Raw genomic sequence first — 19,342 nt, 5'->3', positions numbered from 1 at the left:
AAACCATCAGTCCGAAAACAGCGATTCCGAATAAAAAATACATTGCTATTCTGAATTTGATAAAATCATCGCTGCAATCAAAAATACTTTTATATTTTTTCATTTTATCAGGATCAAAAGGGAGCCGTCTCGAGTTTTGTTGATTTTCACGATCAGGGGGCGAGGCTCGTTGGCCTCGTCCGGCGGCTGAAAGCCGCCGCTCCTTGCGCAGGCGGCGGTTCGTGCGCGGGTAGTTATGTGTTCGGCTTCTTTTTGCTGAAGAGCAGGGGGACGATCAGGAGGAAGGAGAGCGTCGAAGCGATCACCCAGAAGGCCGAGGCGTGGCTAAAATCGTAGACCTTCACGCCTTCGACGATTGTTATGCGCGCGTCGATCAGCTTGCCGCTAATGATGTCCTGGCAGCCGGCGGCGATGTAACTCGCGAGGCCGACAACGCCCATCGCCGCGCCCGTGGCCTTGCGCGGCACGAGGTCAACCGCCATCAGTCCGCCGAGGAAACAGATGAGCACGCCGATGGATATGCCAAAGAGGATCATGCTGATCACGTTCACAACGATGCCGCTGCCGCCATAAAGGAAGAGGATGAGCGAGACGGTGTTGCACACCCCAAAGATGATCGCGGGCAGGCGGCGGTCGCCGCGGAAAAATTTGTCGGAAAACCAGCCCGAGAGCACCGTGCCGAAGATGCCGAGCAGCGCGTTGACGGAAATGAGGTTGGTTGATTCGACGAGGCTGTAGTCCTTTGTCTCCTGCAGGAAGAGCACGCCCCAACTGTTCACCGCGTAGCGCGCCATATACATAAACGCGCTCGACGCGGCGAGTATCCACACGCCGGGCGTGCGCAACGCGAGGCGCTGGAGCGAGGCGGTGCTTTCGGCGGGCGCGGACGCATTTTGTTGCGCGGCCTCGCCCGTGAGCACTTCGACCGGCGGAAGCTTTTGGCTTTCGGGCGTGTCGTGCATGAGCCAGATGATGACAACCACGCCCAGCACGCCCGCGAGCGCGGCGCCCCAGAAGCCCCATTGCCAGCCGACGGCGGAGACAATCAACCCGACGAGCACGAAGGACAAAAACTCGCCGAGGTTGTGGCTCAGGCTGAAGAAGCCGTAAAAGGTGCCGCGCTTTTTCAACGGATACCAGCGGGAGAGCCCGATGACCGCGCAGGGCGAGCCGACGGACTGGCCCCAGCCGCTGATCGCCCACATGGTGGCGAAGATGGCGGTGAACGCGCCGGCGGAAATGACGCCGGTGGTGAAGCCCATCACGCCCATGACGAGGTTGGCGCACGCGGAGAGCGCGAGTCCGGTCGCCATGAAGCGCTTGATGTTGGAGTGGTCGGCGATGAAGCCGTTGAAAAACTTGCCGCCCGCGTAGGCGAAGAGGAGCGCGGAACCGACGACGCCGAGTTGGCTGGCGTCAACCAAGCCGGCGTCGAGCATGGGTTTTTTGACGACGTTGAGCGTGGTGCGGCAGACGTAAAACAAGCTGTAACCGATCGTGCCCGCGAGAAACACCTGCCAGCGCAGGCGCTTGTAGAGCGCGTCCGTATTTTTGTCGTGCGGCAATTGCACGGCGGCGGGCTGGCTGACACGGAAGAAGTTGAGCAGGCGTTTGAACATTGACGATTAAGGTTTAAGTTTAAGGTGGCGGAAGCGGGGTGGTTTGAGGGGGATTTTTTGCCGGAAAGGGGACAGGGTTATGACACAGAGGGCGCGAAGGGCGAGCCAGTTGTTCGGGGAATTTTTGAGGAGTGTCGAAACTCTTTTGTTAGTCCTCAGATGTTCCGAGGCGGCTCTGCCTCAACCGAAGGAATAGCCGCAAAAAGGCGCAAGAGGCGCAAAAAAAACCATGAGGAATTTGTTCTCCCAAAAGTCATTCACTCCCAAAGGCGGGCAAACGCGAACTGGAAGGTTTTTATCTTTGCGCCTCTTGCGCCTTTTGGCGGCTAAAACGGATTGAGTGAATTATTCCCAATCGAGCACGGCGGCGATGGGGGCGTGGTCGCTGGGGCGGATGCCGTTGCGGCGGATGTCCACGTTGGCGGCGGAGGTTGGTTTCAGGCCCTTGCTCGAAAAGATGAAGTCGATGCGCGGCAGTTTTTCCCTCGGGCTGCCCGCCTCCTCGAAGGCCTCGACCAGCGCTTGCGGCGGCGAGTAGGTGACGTCCTCGAACTTGATCGGGAAACCGGTGAGGTATTTGTAGACGTAACCGTCGCCGCGGGAGTCGTTGCGCAGGGAGTTGAAGTCGCCCGTGAGGATGATCGGCGCGGACTTGTCCTTGCGGTTTTTGATGCGGTCCATGATGAGGAGTGCGGATTTCATGCGGGCCTCGGGCACGTGGACGTTGAGGTGGGTGTTGTAGAAATACACTTTTTTGCCGGTGCGCTTGCCGTTGGCGATTTCGTGGAAGAGGCCGTAGCTGACATTGCGGCGCGCGCCCTTGTTGGTGCTTTTGCCGGTCTTGGGATCAATGGGCGACCAGGTGTTTGAGCCGGGGATTTCGGGCGTGTCGGAAAGCCAAAACGTGCCGCTGTCGCCGGGGTCGATTTCCCAGCGGTCCTTGCGCCAGAAGAACATGTTGGACATTGAGATTTCCGTCGGTTTCAGCGTGTTTGGCTCGCCGTTGCACGCCGCGTAGAGCGAGCCGTAGCCGGACTTTTCCATCTCAACGGCGAGCTGGTTGACCTGGTCGAGCACGGGGTCGGGGTTGGTGGAGGTTTCCTGCGTGCCGATGAAGTCGTAGCCCGCGCCGCCTGTCCGGTCGCGCATGATTTCGAGGACGAGCGGCTTGCGTTTGACCCAAGGCTCGCACTTGGCGTTTTTTTCGGTGCTCGGGCGGGAGCCGAGGAGGTTGTAGGTGAGCACGCGCACGGGCTCGGAAAAACCGGTGAGGGCGAGCGCGACGCTCGCGAGCGCGAGCAGGGTGAGACGACGGACGGGGAGCGTGGTTTTCATAATTAAGAAAGGTTTTTTTAACCGCGGATGGACGCGAATGGCCACAGATAAAATGCAAGCGTTCGCGGACGGGACGGAGCCCGTCCCTCCAAGGCCCCGGGGCTTGCCCCGAGGCTCTTTATTTTCCGATTTGCATTTCAATAACCAGCGGCTCGTCGACCGGTTGCGCGGGGATTTCGATTACCTGTAATCCGCCTCGCCGGATGGCTTTCACGGGACGTCCGTTGGCCTTGATGTTTTTGATGCTGGCGGCGGATGTTTCGACGCGGTGGGCGCGGTTGGCGACCTTGCCGTCGAATGTCCCTCCGTTGGGCGTCACCGTCAGCGTGACTTTGTCGCCGGCGCGCTGGTAGCGCAGGGCGGTTGTCGCAAACCTGCCGTCCTCGTATTGGCGCGTGAGGCCGTCGTCCTCGTAGAGCGTGAAGGTGTTGTCGGCGCCGTCGGCGCCCGGATAGACCCGCATCACGAGCGTGTCCAGGGGCGCCGATGCCGGGCGCTCGCGGTAGGGTTGCAGCGGGAGCAGCCAGCCGCCTTTGACATACAGCGGAAATTGGTCGATGTCCTTGGCGACGGTTTTTGTCTGCCCGCCCTCATGGCGCTCGCCGGTGAAAAAGTCATACCATGCGTCGCCCGCCGGGAACCACACTTTCTGTTTTGCGATTTTGTTTTCGCCCTCGCCGGCCGATGTGATTGGCGCGGCCAGAAGCAAGTCGCCGAACATGAATTGCTGCGGGTTTTTGTAAGACTCCGGGCTGCCGCCGTGGTCGATATACATGGCCCTGTTGAGCGGCACCATCGTCCGGTGGGTTTGCCACACGCTTGAGTAAATATAGGGCATCAGCTCGGAGCGCAGGACGTAGGCTTTTTTCATCGAGGCCTCGGCTTGTTTTCCCCAAAGCCACGGGCGGCGGTCGAGCTTGGCGTCGTATTGCGAATGGATCCTCATCGCGGCGCTCATGGCTCCGAACTGCGTCCAGCGGGCGTAAAGCTCGGGGTCCTTGCCGCCGTAGAAACCGCCGATGTCGTGCGCCCAATAATAGCATCCGGCGTTTCCGCTGGTCGCCGTCAGCTCGACCTCGAAGGCCAGCACTTTCCAGTTCGCGTGGGCGTCGCCCGAGAACTGGATGGGATGCCGTTGGTCGCCCCAGCCGGCCCAGCGGCTGTAATTCGCGCCGCGCAGTCCGTTGCGTTGCGATTCCTTGTAATATAATTCGTTGAGCCAGGCCAGGTGCGTGGTCGATGTGCCGCGAACCGTCGGGTAAAGATAATCCTGCTGCCAGTCCAGCCACCAGAAGGCCACGCCCATGTCCCACGATTCCCCGTGCGCGTGCCGCAGGAATGTTTCCATGTAGCGACGGTTGCCCGCGTCGAACATCACTGTCGAGCCGTCGGCGGGGAGGCCCATGTCGGCCATGAACGCCTTATACATGGCCTCGTGGGGGCGGATGCCGTCGTGCGGGTGGTCGTTGAGGGAAATGTATATGTTGTCCTTGAGCAGATCGCCCACGAGCGCCGCCGGGTCGGGTATCAATTTGCGGTTCCATGTGTAGCCAACCCATCCGCGGTTGCTGGCGTGCCCGGTGCCGGCCGTGGCGTCCTGCGTGTGCCAGCCCATGTCGAAGACGAGATTGTCGAGCGGGAAGCCGTGCTGGCGGTATTCATCCACAATCTGCCGGTATTCGTCGGCGTTATAATCCCACCAGCGGCAATACCACACGCCGTGCACGTGGCGGCGGGTCATCGGGACGTTGCCGCTGATGCGGCCCAAGTCGGCAAGCGCGGCGCGGTAGTCGCCGCCATAGAGAAAACAATAAACGTCCTGCACATGGTCCGCGTCGCGGCGCGCGATCCAGTCGTCCTTTATGATGTCCTTGCCCGAGTCGTTGATTATATACCAGCCGTTGCGGCTCAACAGTCCCTCGTCGAGCGGGATGGGACCCGCGACGCGGTCGAGCGTCGAGATCGCGCCGCCGAGGTTGCCGCCCTTGCGATTGCGCAGGGTGAATTTTTTATCGGCTCCGTTGTGCGTGAACCACGCCTCGAAGTTGTGAAGGCCGAAGGGGAATCCGTCGTCGTGAAACTCCATGCGAAGCGCGGAGGTGGTGATGCGGTAGCGTCCCCCGCCAAGCTCCGTGACGGTGAAGTCGTCGCAACGCGCGTCGCGATGATGGGCGAACAGGGTCCGGTCGTTGAGGAACTTGGCGTCGTTGGCGTATTCCAGCCGGAACAGCGTCGGCGAAATAATGGTGACGCGTTTGTTCCCGAACGTCAGCGGATTCCCGTGCAGGGAAAGTGATGCCGCGCCCAGCAATACAAATGCTGCCGACAGGATTAGTTTTTTCATGGAAATACGCGCGCTCATGGTGTGTGTGTGACCGTTTGGAGAATTAGGGAGGATTTGTTTTTGTTGTGATTTGAAATGCAAAAAATGCGGACGGGCGCGACTGAAAACCGTGTCGCGCCCGCGGCCGGTCATTTGCGATTGTTGCCCGGCGAGATTCTCAGCAGGAGCACGCCGTGCGGGTTCACCGTGGCGGAGAATTTGTCCTTTGTCGTGGCGATGTTTTTTTGGCGCCACACGTCGCGGAGGGTTTGGGTTCCGCGCAGGCCGAGCGACTTCAGCGTGAATTCGATTTCGCTTTTTTCCGCGCCCTTGTTAAACAGGCCGACGGCCATCGAGCCGTCCTCAAGGTGCTTGGCGTAAACAACGGTGTCGCCTTTTTCCAGCACCGGCATGGCGAGCAGGCCGAGCGGGTCCTGGTTTATGTCGAGGACCTCGTCGTTGGTGAGGAGGCTGAGCGTGAACTCGTCGATTTGCGCCATGTCGCAACCGAGCAGGAGCGGCGAGGACAGGAGCGCCCAGAGGCTGATGTGCGAGTATTGCTCGTCGGCGGTGAGCTTGGTGTAGTGAAGCGTGCCGCCCGTCCAGCCGCCGACGTGGCCGACGACGAGCATGTCCGGATCGGCCCAGTGTCCGGGGCCGGAAAACGCGGCCCATTTCGATTGCGTGAAGCCGAGGGCGGAGACGCTTTTCCAGGTGTCGCGAATATCGCCGGTGGTGCGATACACGTCCGTGAGGTTCATCCATTTCGGCGCGTCGCCGTAGGGGGCGGAGTTGGAAATGCTGTAAACAATGTCGCGGTCGGTGGCGCGGAGCGCGTCGAGCATTTCCTTGGTGTGGGCGATGTCGTTGGGCGCCCAGTCGTATTTCAAATAATCAACGCCCCACTCAGCCCATTGCGCCACGTCGTTTTTGACGAAGGAGTGTTTGCCGTGCTTGTAGTGCCGCTTGCGGTCGCGCACGGGATTGCCGATGTCGAAGCGGTAATGCTCGTCGTGCTGTTTTTGTTTGATCCAGTCGTGGGTGCCGTCGGCGTTGTCGGCGTAGGAGCCGATGTAGCCCGCGTAGGTGCCGACCCAGGGGCCGGAATAGATGCCGAACTTGAGGCCGAGCGTGTGGATGTCGTCGGCGAGTTTTTTCATGTCGGGAAATTTTTTGTTCGGCTGGATGGCGTTGTGTTTTCCGCCGCGGACGCCCTGCCAGCAGTCGTCGATGTTTATGTAGGACCAGCCGTGGTTGACGAGGCCGGTGGTGACGAAGGCGCGGGCGACGGCGAGGATTTTTTCCTGCGAGACGTCGTTGCCGTAGGCGTTCCAGCTGCTCCAGCCGAGCGGCGGGGTGAGCGCGAGTTTGTCGCCGATCACGATTTTGAAATCGCGGGCGGCCTTGCCGAGCGCATTGACGGCGTGGAGTGTGACTTTGTATTCGCCGGCCGCGGCGACGCGGCCCGTGATGCGGCCGGTGGCGGAATCGAGGCTCAGGCCCGCGGGCAGGTTGTCGGCGGAAAACGTCATGGGCCGGTCGCCGGTCGCCGGGATTGTGTAAAGGAAAACCGAGCCGGGGCGCGCGCCAAACACGCGCGGGCCGTTGATGCGCGGCGTGGCGGGCGGCGGCGGCGTGAGGATGCGCGCGCGCAACGCCTCCATGTCGGGCGCGGGCGCGGTCAGCCGGCCCGGCGTGGCGGGGGCGCGCTTCCATGCCTTGCGGTCGCTGCGGCGCAGTTGCGCGCCGTCCTTTTCGATTTGAAATGTGTAGGCGCCGATGGAGAAGCGTCCGTCGCCGGTTTTGCGCCACTGGCCGCTCTTGACGTCGTCCTTCCAGCTTTCCTCCCAAGTGAAGTCGGCGTGGAATTTATACACCGAGACATTTTCGCCGCTGCGCATGTGCCAGTCGGCGTTGGTGATGACCGAGGTGATGTCGGCGGCATTTTTTGTGTCCGGCGAGGAATGCCCGGTAATGGCGAGGGCGGCGGACGCGAAGGCGAGCAGGGCAAGGTGGATAGTTTTCATAATTTAAAAAATTTATTAACCACGGATTACACGGATAAGCACCGTAGGGGCGTCGCAAGCGCCGCCCGGTTTGTCATCCGTGTAATCCGTGGTTAATATCATATTGTATTATTTGTATAATTTAAGTGAGGCTCGTGAGGTTTGACACAGACAGGAATGCCTGTGCTACCTTGACTACTCCCAATCCAGCACGGCGGCGATGGGGGCGTGGTCGCTGGGACGGATGCCGTTGCGGCGGATGTCCACGTTGGCGGCGGAGGTTGGTTTCAGGCCCTTGCTCGAAAAGATGAAGTCGATGCGCGGCAGTTTTTCCCTCGGGCTGCCCGCTTCCTCGAAGGCCTCGACCAGCGCTTGCGGCGGCGAGTAGGTGGCGTCCTCGAACTTGATCGGAAAACCGGTGAGGTATTTGTAGACGTAACCGTCGCCGCGGGAGTCGTTGCGCAGGGAGTTGAAGTCGCCGGTGAGTATGATCGGCGCGGACTTGTCCTTGCGGTTCTTGATGCGGTCCATGATGAGAAATGCGGATTTCAAGCGGGCCTCGGGCACGAAGACGTTGAGGTGGGTGTTGTAGAAATACACTTTTTTGCCGGTGCGCTTGCCGTTGGCGATTTCGTGGAAGAGGCCGTAGCTGACGTTGCGCTGGCCGCCCTTGTTGGTGCTTTTGCCGGTCTTGGGATCAACGGGCGACCAGGTGTTCGAGCCGGGGATTTCGGGCGTGTCGGAAAGCCAGAATGTGCCGCTGTCGCCGGGGTCGATTTCCCAGCGGTCCTTGCGCCAGAAGATCATGTTGGTGAGCGCGAATTTTTTCGCGACCTTGCTGTTTTCCTCGCCGGAAACGGCCGCGTGGAGCGAGCCGTAGCCCTTCATCGCGTCGGCGAGCTGGTTGACTTGGTGGAGCTCGGCGGTGGGGTGAATCGACGTTTCCTGCGTGCCGATAAAATCGTAGCCCGCGCCGCCGGTTTTGTCGCGCATGACTTCGATGACAAGGGGCATTCGTTTTTCCCACACATCGCATTTGGCGCTCACTTCCCAGCTCGGTTGGGAGGCGAGGATGTTGTAGGTGAGCACGCGCACGGGCGCGGATTGGACGGTGAGCGCGAAGGCCGCGCTCGTGAATGCGAGCAGTGTGAGGAGGATGTTTTTTTTCATGGGAAGGGTTTTGTTTTTAGCCGCAAAGGAGTGTTATTTTGTGGTGAGTTTAACGGCTTCTTTTTCGAGGGCGGGGCGGATTTTGCCGCCGTTGGGGCCGCCCCATTTGCTGATTCTTTGAACCATAAAAACCGTCACGAGGTTTTCCTTGGGCCAGATCGAGAGGTTGGTGCTGTAGGCTCCGCCGTGGCCGTATTTGCCGCCGGGTTCGCCCTTGCCGAGGTTCAGGCCGAGGCCGTAGGCGGTTTTTGTGTGCGGGGGTGTCTGGCGGCGCGTCATTTCGGCGACGGCCTTCTCGCTGAGGAGTCGTCTGCCGTTGAACTCGCCTTTGTTGAGCAGGAATTGTCCGAAGCGCGCGACGTCGCGCGCGCTCGAGAACAGGCCGCCGCCGGGGAAGGGGTGGCGGTTGGCGCGGTCGTTGAGCGGATAGCGGAGGTAGGCGTTGGGCTGCGCGGTGAGCGTGCGCTTTTTCGGGTCGCCGCGGTAGCAGGTGGCGATGCGTTCGACCTGTTTTGCGTCGGGCCAGAAAGTGGTGTCGCTCATGCCGAGCGGGTCGAGGAGGCGTTTTTGCAGGAAGTCCTCGTAGGGCATGCCGCTGACGATTTCGATGATGCGCCCGATGGTGTTGATGTCGGTGTTGGCGTAGGAGTAATCGGTGCCGGGCTCGAAGAGCAGGTCGCTGGCGGCGTAAATATCGACCAGCTTGGAAAGCGGGAGGCGGTCGAAGGTGGGTTTTTCCTCGGGCACGCTGTAACGCAGCCCGGCGGTGTGGCTGAGCAGGTGGCGGATGGTGATCGGGGTTTTCCGGTAAACGGCGGCGGGCGCGGCGGCCTGCCTGGACTCGACCTCGGGCGCGGACGGGTCGCGGGTGTAGTTGGCGATGTCGCCGAGTTTTTCGGATTCCTTGGAAACGATTTTTTGCCGCTGGGCGAACGCGGGGATGTATTTTGAGACGGGGTCGTCGAGCGAGACCTTGCCTTCGTCAACAAGCATCATGAACGCGGCGGCGGTCATGGGTTTGCTCATGGAGGCGATCCAAAACAAACTGTCCTCGCGCATGGGTTTTTTGCCGGCGATGTCGGCCAGTCCGACGGCTTCGCAGGCGAGAACTTTTTTGCCGTCGGCGGCGAGGAAAACGGTTCCGGCGATCGTGCCGTCGTCAACATAAGGCCGCGCGGTGTCGGCAAACGGCCCGGCGCGGAGCAGCGGCGCGAGCGCGAGCGCAATCGCGGCGAGAAGGGAAACGCGGAGGTTGAGGGAGTGTTTTGGGTTCATGATGTTTTTTTTATCCACAGATAACGCAGATGCACGCAGATAAATACCGGGATTCATCTGTGTCCATCTGCGTTATCTGTGGATTATTCTGTTTGGGTTGAAGTGATGCCTCGCGGGGCGAGCGGGATGGTGCCGGCGAGGTCGTTGTCGTAGATTGAAAGCATCCAGAGTATTCCCATCTTGGGATTGGCGCTTTCGCGGATGAGGCCGCGGTTGGGCATTTGGCGGACTTCCCATTCGATGCGGTCGGCGTAAACGCGGAACACGCGATAGGCGTTGGGCCACGACGCGAAGGCCGGGTTCTGGATGCTGGTGATGCCGCGATGGCGCGTGACCGCATTGCTGTGATGATGGCCGTTCAACGTGGCGACGACGTTGGGCGAGGCGGCGAGAACGGCCATGAGTTCCTTGTTCATCGCGGGCGTCTTGCCGAGGTTATAGCCGCTCACGGTCGAAATCCCGCGACGGAGGTGAAACAAATAATGCGAAATGACGATGGTGGGCGTGTCGGTGTCGGCGGCGAGGGTGTCGCGCAGCCAGTCGAGCATGTCTTCGCGATAGACCATGGTTTGGTCGGGAACCCCGGAAACGCGGTGGGGCGTAATGGGGCCGCCCTTCGCGCGCCAGTGGGAACCGTCGAGCACGATGAAGCGCAGCGGCGGGCGCGTGAAAGCGTAATCGGTTTTGTCGGGACCGTCGGGGAAGAGATGCGGAATCGTGGCGGCAATGTCGGCGCGGGAGTCGCGTCCGGTGTCGTGATTGCCGACACAGCCGTAAACGGGGAGGCCTGCGTTTTTGGTGGCGCGGGCAAGATCCTCGAACTGGCTGCGGCGGCCGTTGTCGGTCATGTCGCCGGCGATGATGGCGAAGTCCGCGCCTTCGCGCTTGAGCTGGCGGAGCGTGGATTCCAGTTGCCCGGCCGTGCGGGCGTTGAGCTTGGCGGTGGCCTTTGTGATGCGGCCAAAACCGAGGTGCGTGTCGGCGAAAAACCCGAAGGTGTGGAGCGGTTTTTCAGCGGGACGGGCGGCGGCGCGAAGTTCCAGCCGGGCAAAGGTGCCGCCGGGGCGCATGTGCGGTCCGGCGACGGCGATGTAGTGGCGGCCCTTGGTCATGCGCCAGTTGTTGAGCGGAATGGTGGCGGGCGGGCGTTCGCCGCGAAGCTCTGTTGTAATGGGGGACGGGCGTTTTTTGGCGTCGTATTTGGTTCTCCACGGGGCGGCTTTCACGCCGGGGGCGGCGATCACGGTGTCGTCGGAAAGCACGGTGACGCGCAGGCCGGGGCGGAGGTCGTCGGCGTCGGGTTCGAGTTGAATCGAGCCGGTGAGATCGAGGTCGTCCTTGGCGTCGATTGCGAAGACGAGCATGCCCTCGCTCGGAATGACGGCGGTCGCGCCGGAGGGCAGGGCGGTTTCGGCGCGGGCGGTGTCGGGGGCGAGCGCGGCGTTGCGGGCGTCGAGCGCGAGTGAACCGCCGGGGGCGATGGTTGATGCGCGTTTGTCCGCCGCGTCGTGGAGGGCGTCCTTGAGGCGGGGCCAGACTTGCGAGGGCGTTTCGGGCAGGCCGGAGACGAGCGAGAGGTCGTCGATCCAGCAGGTGCCGCGGACTCGGATGACGAGCTTGAAGTCGCGGTCGTTTTTGCGCCAGTCGCCGGCATAAACCGTGCCGCTGAGCCGGCACCATTTGCCGGGCTCGACATTGCCGAGGGCGCGGACGACGACGTAAGGTTCGCCGCTACCGTCATCGGCGGCCATGTATGCGGAGAACCTTGTTTTCGGCTCGGTGTAAACCCACACGGAAAACTCGTGGTTGGCGGAGAAGTCCAGCTTGCCGTCGAGCGCAAACGTGAGGTGGCTCCATTCGCCCTTCGACTCCGAGGTGATTCGCAGCGAGGCGCGTCCCGAGTGCGCGCGACTGGTGTCAGTGGCGATCTTGATGCGGCTGGCGCTTACGCCGGCTGGCAATCCGGTTTCGAAGCCGGCGTCGATCACCGCCTTCGCCGGAAGAAGCGGGCAAAGGGCGAGCGCGGAAGCCAGAAGGAGCGCATGGAGACTGCGGGGAGTTTTTGGGTTCATCTTGATTGAGACGCGGGGAGGCGCTTGAGGTTAAATGTTTTTTCGGGACACGGGAAACTTGGCGCGACGACGCCGGGGACGAATTGGGCGGACGCAGGGGTGCGCGGAGAGGCGCAAGGGAGGATAAAAATTTACTTTGAGGTTTCGAAACGTGGCGAGGCGCGGCCAGGGAGCAGTTCATCGCAGTTTTATAACAGGCCCGAGGTTTGATCCCCTTCAGTCATGTCAATTGTCAACGACCGGCTTGCTGGCGCGCCCGCGCCCGTTCGTGATCGCTTAGATTTTCGTGCCTTCGGTGACGACGCGGCGGCGGAAATCGGCGAGGACTTTTTGGAAGACCGGACCGGGCTTGCCGTTGCCGACTTCGCGGCCGTCGAGCTTCACCACGGGAAGCGTCTCCGCGGCGGTGCCGGTGAGGAAAGCCTCGTCGGCGTTCCAGATGTCGTAGCGGGTGAGGTTGTCCTCGCGGATGGGCACGCCGATTTCCCGGGCGACGTCGAAGATCGCGCCGCGGGTGATGCCCTTGAGCGCGCCTTGCGAGGCGGCGGGCGTGATGATTTCGCCCTTGTGGACGATGAAGATATTGTCGCCCGTGCACTCGGCGACGTAACCCTGGTCGTTGAGCATGATCGCCTCCTGCACGCCGGCCTGGCGCGCCTCCATTTTGGCGAGGATGTTGTTGAGATAGTTGAGCGACTTGATGGCGGGGCTGAACGCGGCGGCGTTCACGCGGCGCGTGGGCACGGTGACGATGTCGAGGCCCTTTTCATAATGCTCCTGCGGGTAGAGCTTGATGTTGTCCGCGATGATGAAGATTGAGGGCGCGGGGCAGAGCCAGGGCGAGAGGCCGAGGTCGCCGACACCGCGCGTGACGACGAGGCGGATGTAGCCGTCGGTGAGGCCGTTTTGGCGGCAGGTTTCGCAGGTGGCGTCGGCGATTTCCTTCCGGCTCCACGGCATCTTGAGCATGATGGCCTTGGCGGAGTATTCGAGGCGCTCGAGGTGCTCTTCGAGACGGAATACGTTGCCCGAGTAGAGGCGGATGCCCTCAAAAATGCCGTCGCCGTAGAGGAGTCCGTGGTCGAACACGGAGATTTTGGCTTCGGCCTTGTCTACAAATTTTCCGTCGAGATAGATTTTCATGGCAAAGCGAAACCATTAATAAACGCGGGCTGCGTTTGTCGAATACGGATTTTATGAACGCCGGAACGCCCCATGGACACTTTCCCCTTTTCACGTCCCCTCCTTCGCTCTTCACTCCTGCCCATTCACATGCGCATCGGCCTCGCACAAATCAACACCATCGTCGGCGACCTCGCCGGCAATCGCGCCAAAATTCTCGACGCCTATCGCGCGCTCGTCGCCCAAGGCGCGGAACTCGTCGTCTTCCCCGAGCTCGCCGTCACCGGCTATCCGCCGCGCGACCTGCTTTTCAAGCGCAGCTTCGTGCCCGACAACGAGGACTCGCTCAACGAAATCGCCGTGCAAATCGGCGCCGTGCCCGCGCTCGTCGGTTTCGTCGAAACCAATCCGTCCGCGGAGGGCCGCCGCTTTTTCAACGCCGCCGCGTTCTGCCACAATGGCGAGATCACCGCCATCGCGCGCAAATCGTTGCTGCCTTCCTACGACGTTTTCGACGAGGACCGCTACTTCGAGCCCGCCGACATCCCGCGCATCATCCACCACAACGGCCTGCGCATCGGCGTGACGATTTGCGAGGACCTTTGGAAAAACCCGGCCATCGACACGGCGCGCCTCTACCGGACCAACCCCGTCGCCACGCTCGCCGCGCAAAATCCCGACATCGCCATCAATCTCTCCGCCAGCCCCTGGCATTACAACAAGGGCTGCGTCCGCGAGCAGCTCGTCACCGACGCCGCGCGCGCAATGCGCTGCCCGCTCGTCTACGTCAACGCCCTCGGCGGCAACGACGAGCTGATTTTCGACGGCCAGTCGCTCGTGGTGGACGCAAACGGAAAGATCACGGCGCGCTGCGCGGCTTTTGCCGAAGAGCTAAAAATTGTCGATCTGTCCAATCGGACAGATCAGTCCGATCAGTCCGATAACGCGCCGTGTTCCGGCGAGGCGGGCATCCATCGGGCGCTCGTTCTCGGCCTGCGCGACTACGCGCAAAAGTCCGGCTTCAAGCGCGCGCACATCGCGCTTTCCGGCGGCATCGACTCGGCGCTTGTCGCGGTGATAGCGGTCGGGGCGCTCGGCGCGGAAAACGTCACCGGCATCTCGCTGCCCTCGGAAATCTCGTCGCAACACTCGCGCGACGACGCGCGCGCCCTCGCGCAAAATCTCGGCATCCGTTTTGAAACCATTTCCATCGCCGATGCCGTCGGCGCGTGCGAAACCGCGCTCGCGCCGACCTTCGCCGGACGCCCCCGCGATGTCGCCGAGGAAAACATCCAGGCGCGCATTCGCGGCGTGCTCATGATGGCGCTCTCAAACAAGTTCGGCTCGCTGCTTCTCACCACCGGCAACAAAAGCGAAATCGCCGTCGGCTACTGCACGCTCTACGGCGACATGTGCGGCGGCCTCGCAGTGATTTCCGACGTGTTGAAAACGCAAGTTTACGCCCTCTCGCGCTGGATCAACCGCGACCGCGAAATCATTCCGCAAAACACAATCGACAAAATCCCGAGTGCCGAGCTGCGCCCCGGCCAGGCCGACCAGGACAGCCTGCCGCCCTACGAAATACTCGACGCGTTGATACAAGGTTACGTCGAGGAAGGCGAAAGCCGCCGCGAATTGATCGCGCGCGGATTCGACGCCGCCGTGGTGAACGACATCATCCGCAAAATCGACCTCAACGAATACAAGCGCAAGCAAGCCGCCCCCGGCCTGAAAATCACCCCGCTCGCCTTCGGCACGGGCCGAAGAATCCCGATCGTGCAGAAATATGTGAGTTGATGCGCGGATTATTGAGGTAGGGCGAACCCTCCGGGTGAGCCGGAACGGTTCGAGTTACGTGCGGTGCCCGCGGCTCACCGGGACGGTTCGCCCTACCCGAGTCGTTTGTATCCATCCAGGACATGCGGCCATTTTTCAGGAGCATCGACCAAACCTGCGCGCACTGGATTCATGCGAATGTAATGCGCTTTTTCATCCAACGATTCATCACGCTGTAATCTATGGTCAAAAAAACGATCCTGCCATTTCACGCCAAACTGTTTCGTCGTGAAACTTTTCCACGCGGCGATGCGACGCGGCATGGAATTGTCAGCGCGAAATGAAATCAACCCGTGAACATGGTCGGGCATGACCAGGAACAATCGCGCGAACCATTGGTCGTGGTCATTCAGGTAGGCGACGCTTTCGAGTAAATTGTGAGCGATGGTGCCTTGGATGAGCGGGCGGGCTGCGCGGTTTTCGGCACAGATGGTTATAAAATAAATTTCACCATCACGCACCCAAGACGGAATTTCGTGACCGAGGGGTTTGCGTTGGGGCAGCGCGTTCATGGCTTGTTTTGGGTAGGGCGAAGCCTCCGGCTGAGCCGTTCGACATGCAAGCCATTTAGCGGTTTCGGCGCAGCCGGAGGCTTCGCCCTACCTTTTACCCGACGACGAGATTCAGAATTCGGCCGGGGACGTAGATTACTTTTTTGATTTCCTTGCCGGCGAGGTGCGGTTGCGCGTCGGGGTTTTCCCTGGCGGCGGCCAGGGCGGTGTCTTGCGTCGCGCCGACGGGGAGCATGATTTCGCCGCGTTTTTTGCCGTTCACTTGGATGACGACTTTTTGCTCCGTCACCACGAGTTTCGCGGGATCGTATTTCGGCCACGGGGCTTCGAGCACGGGGCCGGTTTCGCCGAGGCGCGACCAGAGTTCCGCCGTCATGTGAGGGGCGAAGGGCGCGAGGAGTTGAATGAAGGCGCGGACGGTCGCGGTGCTCACGGCGGGCGCTTTTTGGAGCGCGTTGCTGAAGATCATCATCGCCGAGATCGCCGTGTTGAAACGCAGGCCCTCGATGTCGTCGGTGACTTTCTTGATTGTTTCGTGGAGGAGTTTGACGAGTTCGTCGCTGTCCTTCGCGTCAGCGGAGATTTTCGGGTTGATGCCGCCTTCGCGCGAGATGACTTCGCGCCAGACTTTTTGCAGGAAGCGGTGCACGCCCTCGATGCCTTGCGGGTTCCAGGGTTTCATCGCCTCGAGCGGGCCAAGGAACATCAAATAGAGGCGGAGCGAATCGGCGCCGTGCGTCTTGATGATGTCGTCGGGATTGACGGTGTTGCCGCGGCTCTTGGACATTTTTTCGCCGTCCTCGCCGAGGATGATTCCCTGGTGAAAGAGTTTTGTGAAGGGCTCGTTTTGCGGAACGACGCCGATGTCAAAAAGCACCTTGTGCCAGAAGCGTGCGTAGAGGAGGTGGAGCACGGCGTGCTCCGCGCCGCCGACATAGAGGTCGGGCACTCCCCAGTATTTGAGGAGCGCGGGATCGGCGATGGCGGTTTCGTTTTGCGGGTCGAGATAGCGCAGGTAATACCAGCAGGAGCCGGCCCATTGCGGCATGGTGTTTGTCTCGCGACGGGCGCGCGCCCATTCGTCCCCGGCGGGTTTCGGCTGCGCGGCGGGAACGGCCTCGCCGGTGTCGGTGTTGAACCAGATTTCGAGCCAGTCGGTCGCGTTGGCGAGCGGGCTTTCGCCGGTGCCGCTGGGAAGATAGTTTTGAATTTCGGGCAGCGTGAGCGGGAGCGCGCGCTCGGGGAGCGGGAGCGCATACCAAGTCTGCGGATTAGTAGCGGGTAGATCAGCAGCCGCTTCGCTGCCGGAGGGATTGACTCCTGACTCCTGACTCCTGACTTCTGACTCCTTATATGTCACTGGTTGCGGCGGCAGGTCGGCTGCGCGGGTGGCGGCGGCTTTTTTGTAATCGGCCTCGCTGACCCACACGATGGGAAACGGCTCGCCCCAGTAACGCTGGCGCGAGAAGAGCCAGTCGCGCAGCTTGTAGTTCACGGTGGGTTTGCCGCGATTTTGCGCGGCGAGCTTGGCGGTGATTTTTTTCTTCGCCTCCCCGACGGGCAGGCCGTCGAACTCGGCGGAGTTGACCATGGTGCCGTCGGCCTCGAAGGAGGCTTTTTCGAGATCGACTTCCACGCCGGCGGGCGGTTGCACGACGGGGATGATGGGAAGCGCGAATTTCTTGGCGAACTCCCAGTCGCGCTGGTCGTGCGCGGGCACGGCCATGATCGCGCCGGTGCCGTAACCCATGAGCACGTAGTCGGCGATCCAGATCGGGATGCGCGCGCCGTTGACGGGATTGATCGCGTGGGAGCCGGAGAAGATGCCGGACTTGTCCTTGGCGAGGTCGGTGCGGTCGAGGTCGGATTTCGCGGCGGCCTGCTTGCGGTAGGCGGCGACGGCGTCGCGGTTTTCGGGCGTGGTGAGCGCGTCAACGAGCGGATGTTCGGGCGCGATGACCATGTAGGTGGCGCCGTAGAGCGTGTCGGGGCGCGTGGTGAAAACCTTCAGTCCCCCGGGCGACGCGGCGTCGGCGGGCGTGCCGGGTTCGAGCGAAAAAACAATTTCCGCGCCCTCGCTGCGACCGATCCACGCCTCCTGCATGCGCTTGGTGGAGTCGGGCCAGTCAACGTGCGCGAGATCGGCGAGGAGGCGCTCGGCGTAGGCCGTGATGCGGAGCACCCATTGGCGGAGATTGCGGCGTTCGACGGGGAATTTGCCGACCTCGGATTTGCCGTCGATGACCTCCTCGTTGGCGAGCACGGTGCGCAATTCGGGGCACCACCACACGGGGCGCTCGTCGACGTAGGCGAGGCCGCGCTTGAAGAGCTGGAGGAAAATCCACTGCGTCCACTTGTAGTATTTCGGGTCGGTGGTGTCGACCTGGCGGTCCCAGTCGTAGGCGAAACCGAGCGCTTTGAGCTGGCGGCGGAAGGCGGTGATGTTGGCCTGCGTGTTGGTGGCGGGATGCGCGCCGGTTTTCACCGCGTGCTGCTCGGCGGGCAGGCCGAACGCGTCCCAGCCGATCGGGTGCAGGACGTTTTGCCCCTGGGCGCGCCTGGCGCGGGTGATGATGTCGGTGGCGGTGTAGCCCTCGGGGTGTCCAATGTGGAGGCCGCTGCCGGACGGATACGGAAACATGTCGAGCACGTAGAACTTGGGTTTCGACGTGTCGTTGGAGGTGCGGAAGGTTTTGTTTTCGTCCCAGATTTTCTGCCAGTGCGGCTCAATTTGGGAGAAGTCGTAATCGGTGCAGTTCGTGGCCATTGGAAAATGAAAAACGGCGACTGTGCGGAAAATGCGCGCAAGCGTCAATGGCGGGAAATGGCGGGATTCGGGAGGGGCGCGTATTCTAAGATACACTTGCCTTGCGCCCGCGTATTCATGATCTAGTTTTCGTGTTGCCCTGGCCTCCAATAAACAAACGCATTCCCCATGTCCGCATCTTCCATTTATACTGAACCCCCTTTCTTTGGCTCACACAGAATCTTCGAACTCAGGGACGGCACGCTCACTGTTGAGACATTCACAAACGACAAAAAGAAATCCGAGACAACGATCGAACTTGTCCGGGTGTCGCTCCCGTCAATGCGCGTCAAGGGACGAAGCCCCAAGGTGCTGAAAGGAAGCGCCTCGGTGCTGCTCCTGATTGCAGTCATCGGCGTGAATGTGAATGTGATTTTTTCCGTGAATCCGACATGGATTTGGGTGGTGGCGCTGGCACTCGCCGTCCCTTTTGTTCTCGCGTTTTTTCAAGCGCTAAAAGTGCGCGATGTGGAGACATTCAAGGACGAGCATGGCGCGCCGTTGTTTGATCTCACGCATCCAACCGCGGGCGATTTGGACTTTGACTCATTCCGTGCGGCTCTCATCGACGCCATTCAAAAGAATCAGGTGTCAACTGCGCCGGCTGCGGCATCCGGAGTGCCCATGGAGCTTGATGTTGCAACCACACCGCCTCCTATTCCACAACCCGACCTTGCGCCATTCGATGCGGAGTTGTTGAAAAAAATCAAATCGGGCGCGCACTGGTTGTATTGGGTTGCGGCGTTGTCAGGCATAAATGTTTTGCTCGCGCACACGGAGGCGACATGGCGCTTCGCGATCGGGCTCGGGATCACCGAATTGATCTACGCCATCGGCCTGCAATTTGGCGCGCTTGGCACGACTGCGGGTGCGATTACCACTATCAGCGCGGTCGGTTGTCTCGTCGGCCTGGGTTACGCCGCGACGAAACATCAGGCGTGGGCATTCATTGTTGGGATCATCGCGCTCACGCTCGACACGCTTCTGCTGGTCGCACTGACCGGCGCGGAATCCATGGTGGGAATTATTTTCCACATCGTCGCCGTCGTCTGCCTCTGCATGGGCTACAAAGCGCTTCGAACTTTGCAGAAACAGCAGGGTGCCCCGGGGGCTTTGTGAGCATTGCCAGGAACAAACCGGGTGAGGTGGATATTTAGGCGGGCTCCTCTGCTTTGTGGCTGCCGTGGGAGCTTCTTGATTTTGTTGCCCATGCTCTTGGGCAAGTGGGTGGCAACCGGCCGTGATTAAGGATTTCGCGCGTTGTTC

At 61.1% G+C, this 19,342-nt stretch carries 12 protein-coding genes; 2 read left to right on the top strand and 10 right to left on the bottom strand.

Annotation, left to right across the window (positions count from 1 at the left end):
• Positions 1-233: 233 nt before the first annotated feature.
• From M2103_RS01010 to ilvE, 8 genes are all read right to left on the bottom strand, one after another.
• Positions 234-1,619 (bottom strand): MFS transporter, encoded by a 1,386-nt coding sequence (locus tag M2103_RS01010; RefSeq protein WP_277508158.1) that lies wholly within the window; start codon positions 1,617-1,619, stop codon positions 234-236.
• 345 nt (positions 1,620-1,964) lie between these two features.
• Positions 1,965-2,954, bottom strand: a complete 990-nt coding sequence (locus M2103_RS01005; RefSeq protein ID WP_277508156.1) for an endonuclease/exonuclease/phosphatase family protein — start codon at positions 2,952-2,954, stop codon at positions 1,965-1,967.
• 118 nt (positions 2,955-3,072) lie between these two features.
• A complete protein-coding gene (locus M2103_RS01000) occupies positions 3,073-5,298 on the bottom strand; it encodes a TIM-barrel domain-containing protein (protein WP_277508155.1) in 2,226 nt (741 codons plus the stop codon).
• 128 nt (positions 5,299-5,426) lie between these two features.
• Positions 5,427-7,304, bottom strand: a complete 1,878-nt coding sequence (locus M2103_RS00995) for a putative Ig domain-containing protein (RefSeq protein ID WP_277508154.1) — start codon at positions 7,302-7,304, stop codon at positions 5,427-5,429.
• 174 nt (positions 7,305-7,478) lie between these two features.
• Complete coding sequence (locus M2103_RS00990; RefSeq protein ID WP_277508153.1) at positions 7,479-8,453, bottom strand: endonuclease/exonuclease/phosphatase family protein; 975 nt, start codon at positions 8,451-8,453, stop codon at positions 7,479-7,481.
• Positions 8,454-8,486: 33 nt separating this feature from the next.
• On the bottom strand, positions 8,487-9,728 hold the full coding sequence (locus M2103_RS00985) for a serine hydrolase domain-containing protein (RefSeq protein ID WP_277508151.1): 1,242 nt from the start codon (positions 9,726-9,728) through the stop codon (positions 8,487-8,489).
• Between the two features lie 83 nt (positions 9,729-9,811).
• Positions 9,812-11,800: a metallophosphoesterase gene (locus tag M2103_RS00980; RefSeq protein ID WP_277508149.1), complete on the bottom strand. Its 1,989-nt coding sequence runs from the start codon at positions 11,798-11,800 to the stop codon at positions 9,812-9,814.
• 276 nt (positions 11,801-12,076) lie between these two features.
• A complete protein-coding gene (ilvE, locus tag M2103_RS00975) occupies positions 12,077-12,943 on the bottom strand; it encodes a branched-chain-amino-acid transaminase (protein ID WP_277508147.1) in 867 nt (288 codons plus the stop codon).
• Between the two features lie 129 nt (positions 12,944-13,072).
• On the opposite strand from ilvE, the gene M2103_RS00970 reads away from it, so the two are divergent.
• Positions 13,073-14,719, top strand: a complete 1,647-nt coding sequence (locus tag M2103_RS00970; protein ID WP_345783529.1) for an NAD+ synthase — start codon at positions 13,073-13,075, stop codon at positions 14,717-14,719.
• A gap of 92 nt (positions 14,720-14,811) precedes the next feature.
• Here the strand turns inward: M2103_RS00970 and M2103_RS00965 are convergent, their stop codons facing one another.
• Together M2103_RS00965 and leuS are read right to left on the bottom strand one after the other, a co-directional pair.
• The gene (locus M2103_RS00965) at positions 14,812-15,270 is read right to left on the bottom strand and encodes a transposase (protein ID WP_277508145.1); all 459 of its coding nucleotides are present in this window, start codon (positions 15,268-15,270) and stop codon (positions 14,812-14,814) included.
• 94 nt (positions 15,271-15,364) lie between these two features.
• Positions 15,365-18,037, bottom strand: coding sequence for a leucine--tRNA ligase (gene leuS / locus M2103_RS00960; protein ID WP_277508144.1), 2,673 nt, complete (start codon positions 18,035-18,037; stop codon positions 15,365-15,367).
• A 168-nt stretch (positions 18,038-18,205) separates the two neighbouring features.
• Here leuS and M2103_RS00955 point away from each other — a divergent pair, with 168 nt between their 5' ends.
• The gene (locus M2103_RS00955; protein ID WP_277508143.1) at positions 18,206-19,195 is read left to right on the top strand and encodes a hypothetical protein; all 990 of its coding nucleotides are present in this window, start codon (positions 18,206-18,208) and stop codon (positions 19,193-19,195) included.
• The last annotated feature ends 147 nt before the right edge of the window (positions 19,196-19,342 follow it).

The sequence above is a fragment of the Ereboglobus sp. PH5-5 genome (genome assembly GCF_029504805.1).
Lineage (GTDB): Bacteria > Verrucomicrobiota > Verrucomicrobiia > Opitutales > Opitutaceae > Ereboglobus.
Note: the sequence above shows the minus strand (reverse complement) of the source record. Positions and strands in the feature narration are given on the sequence as shown.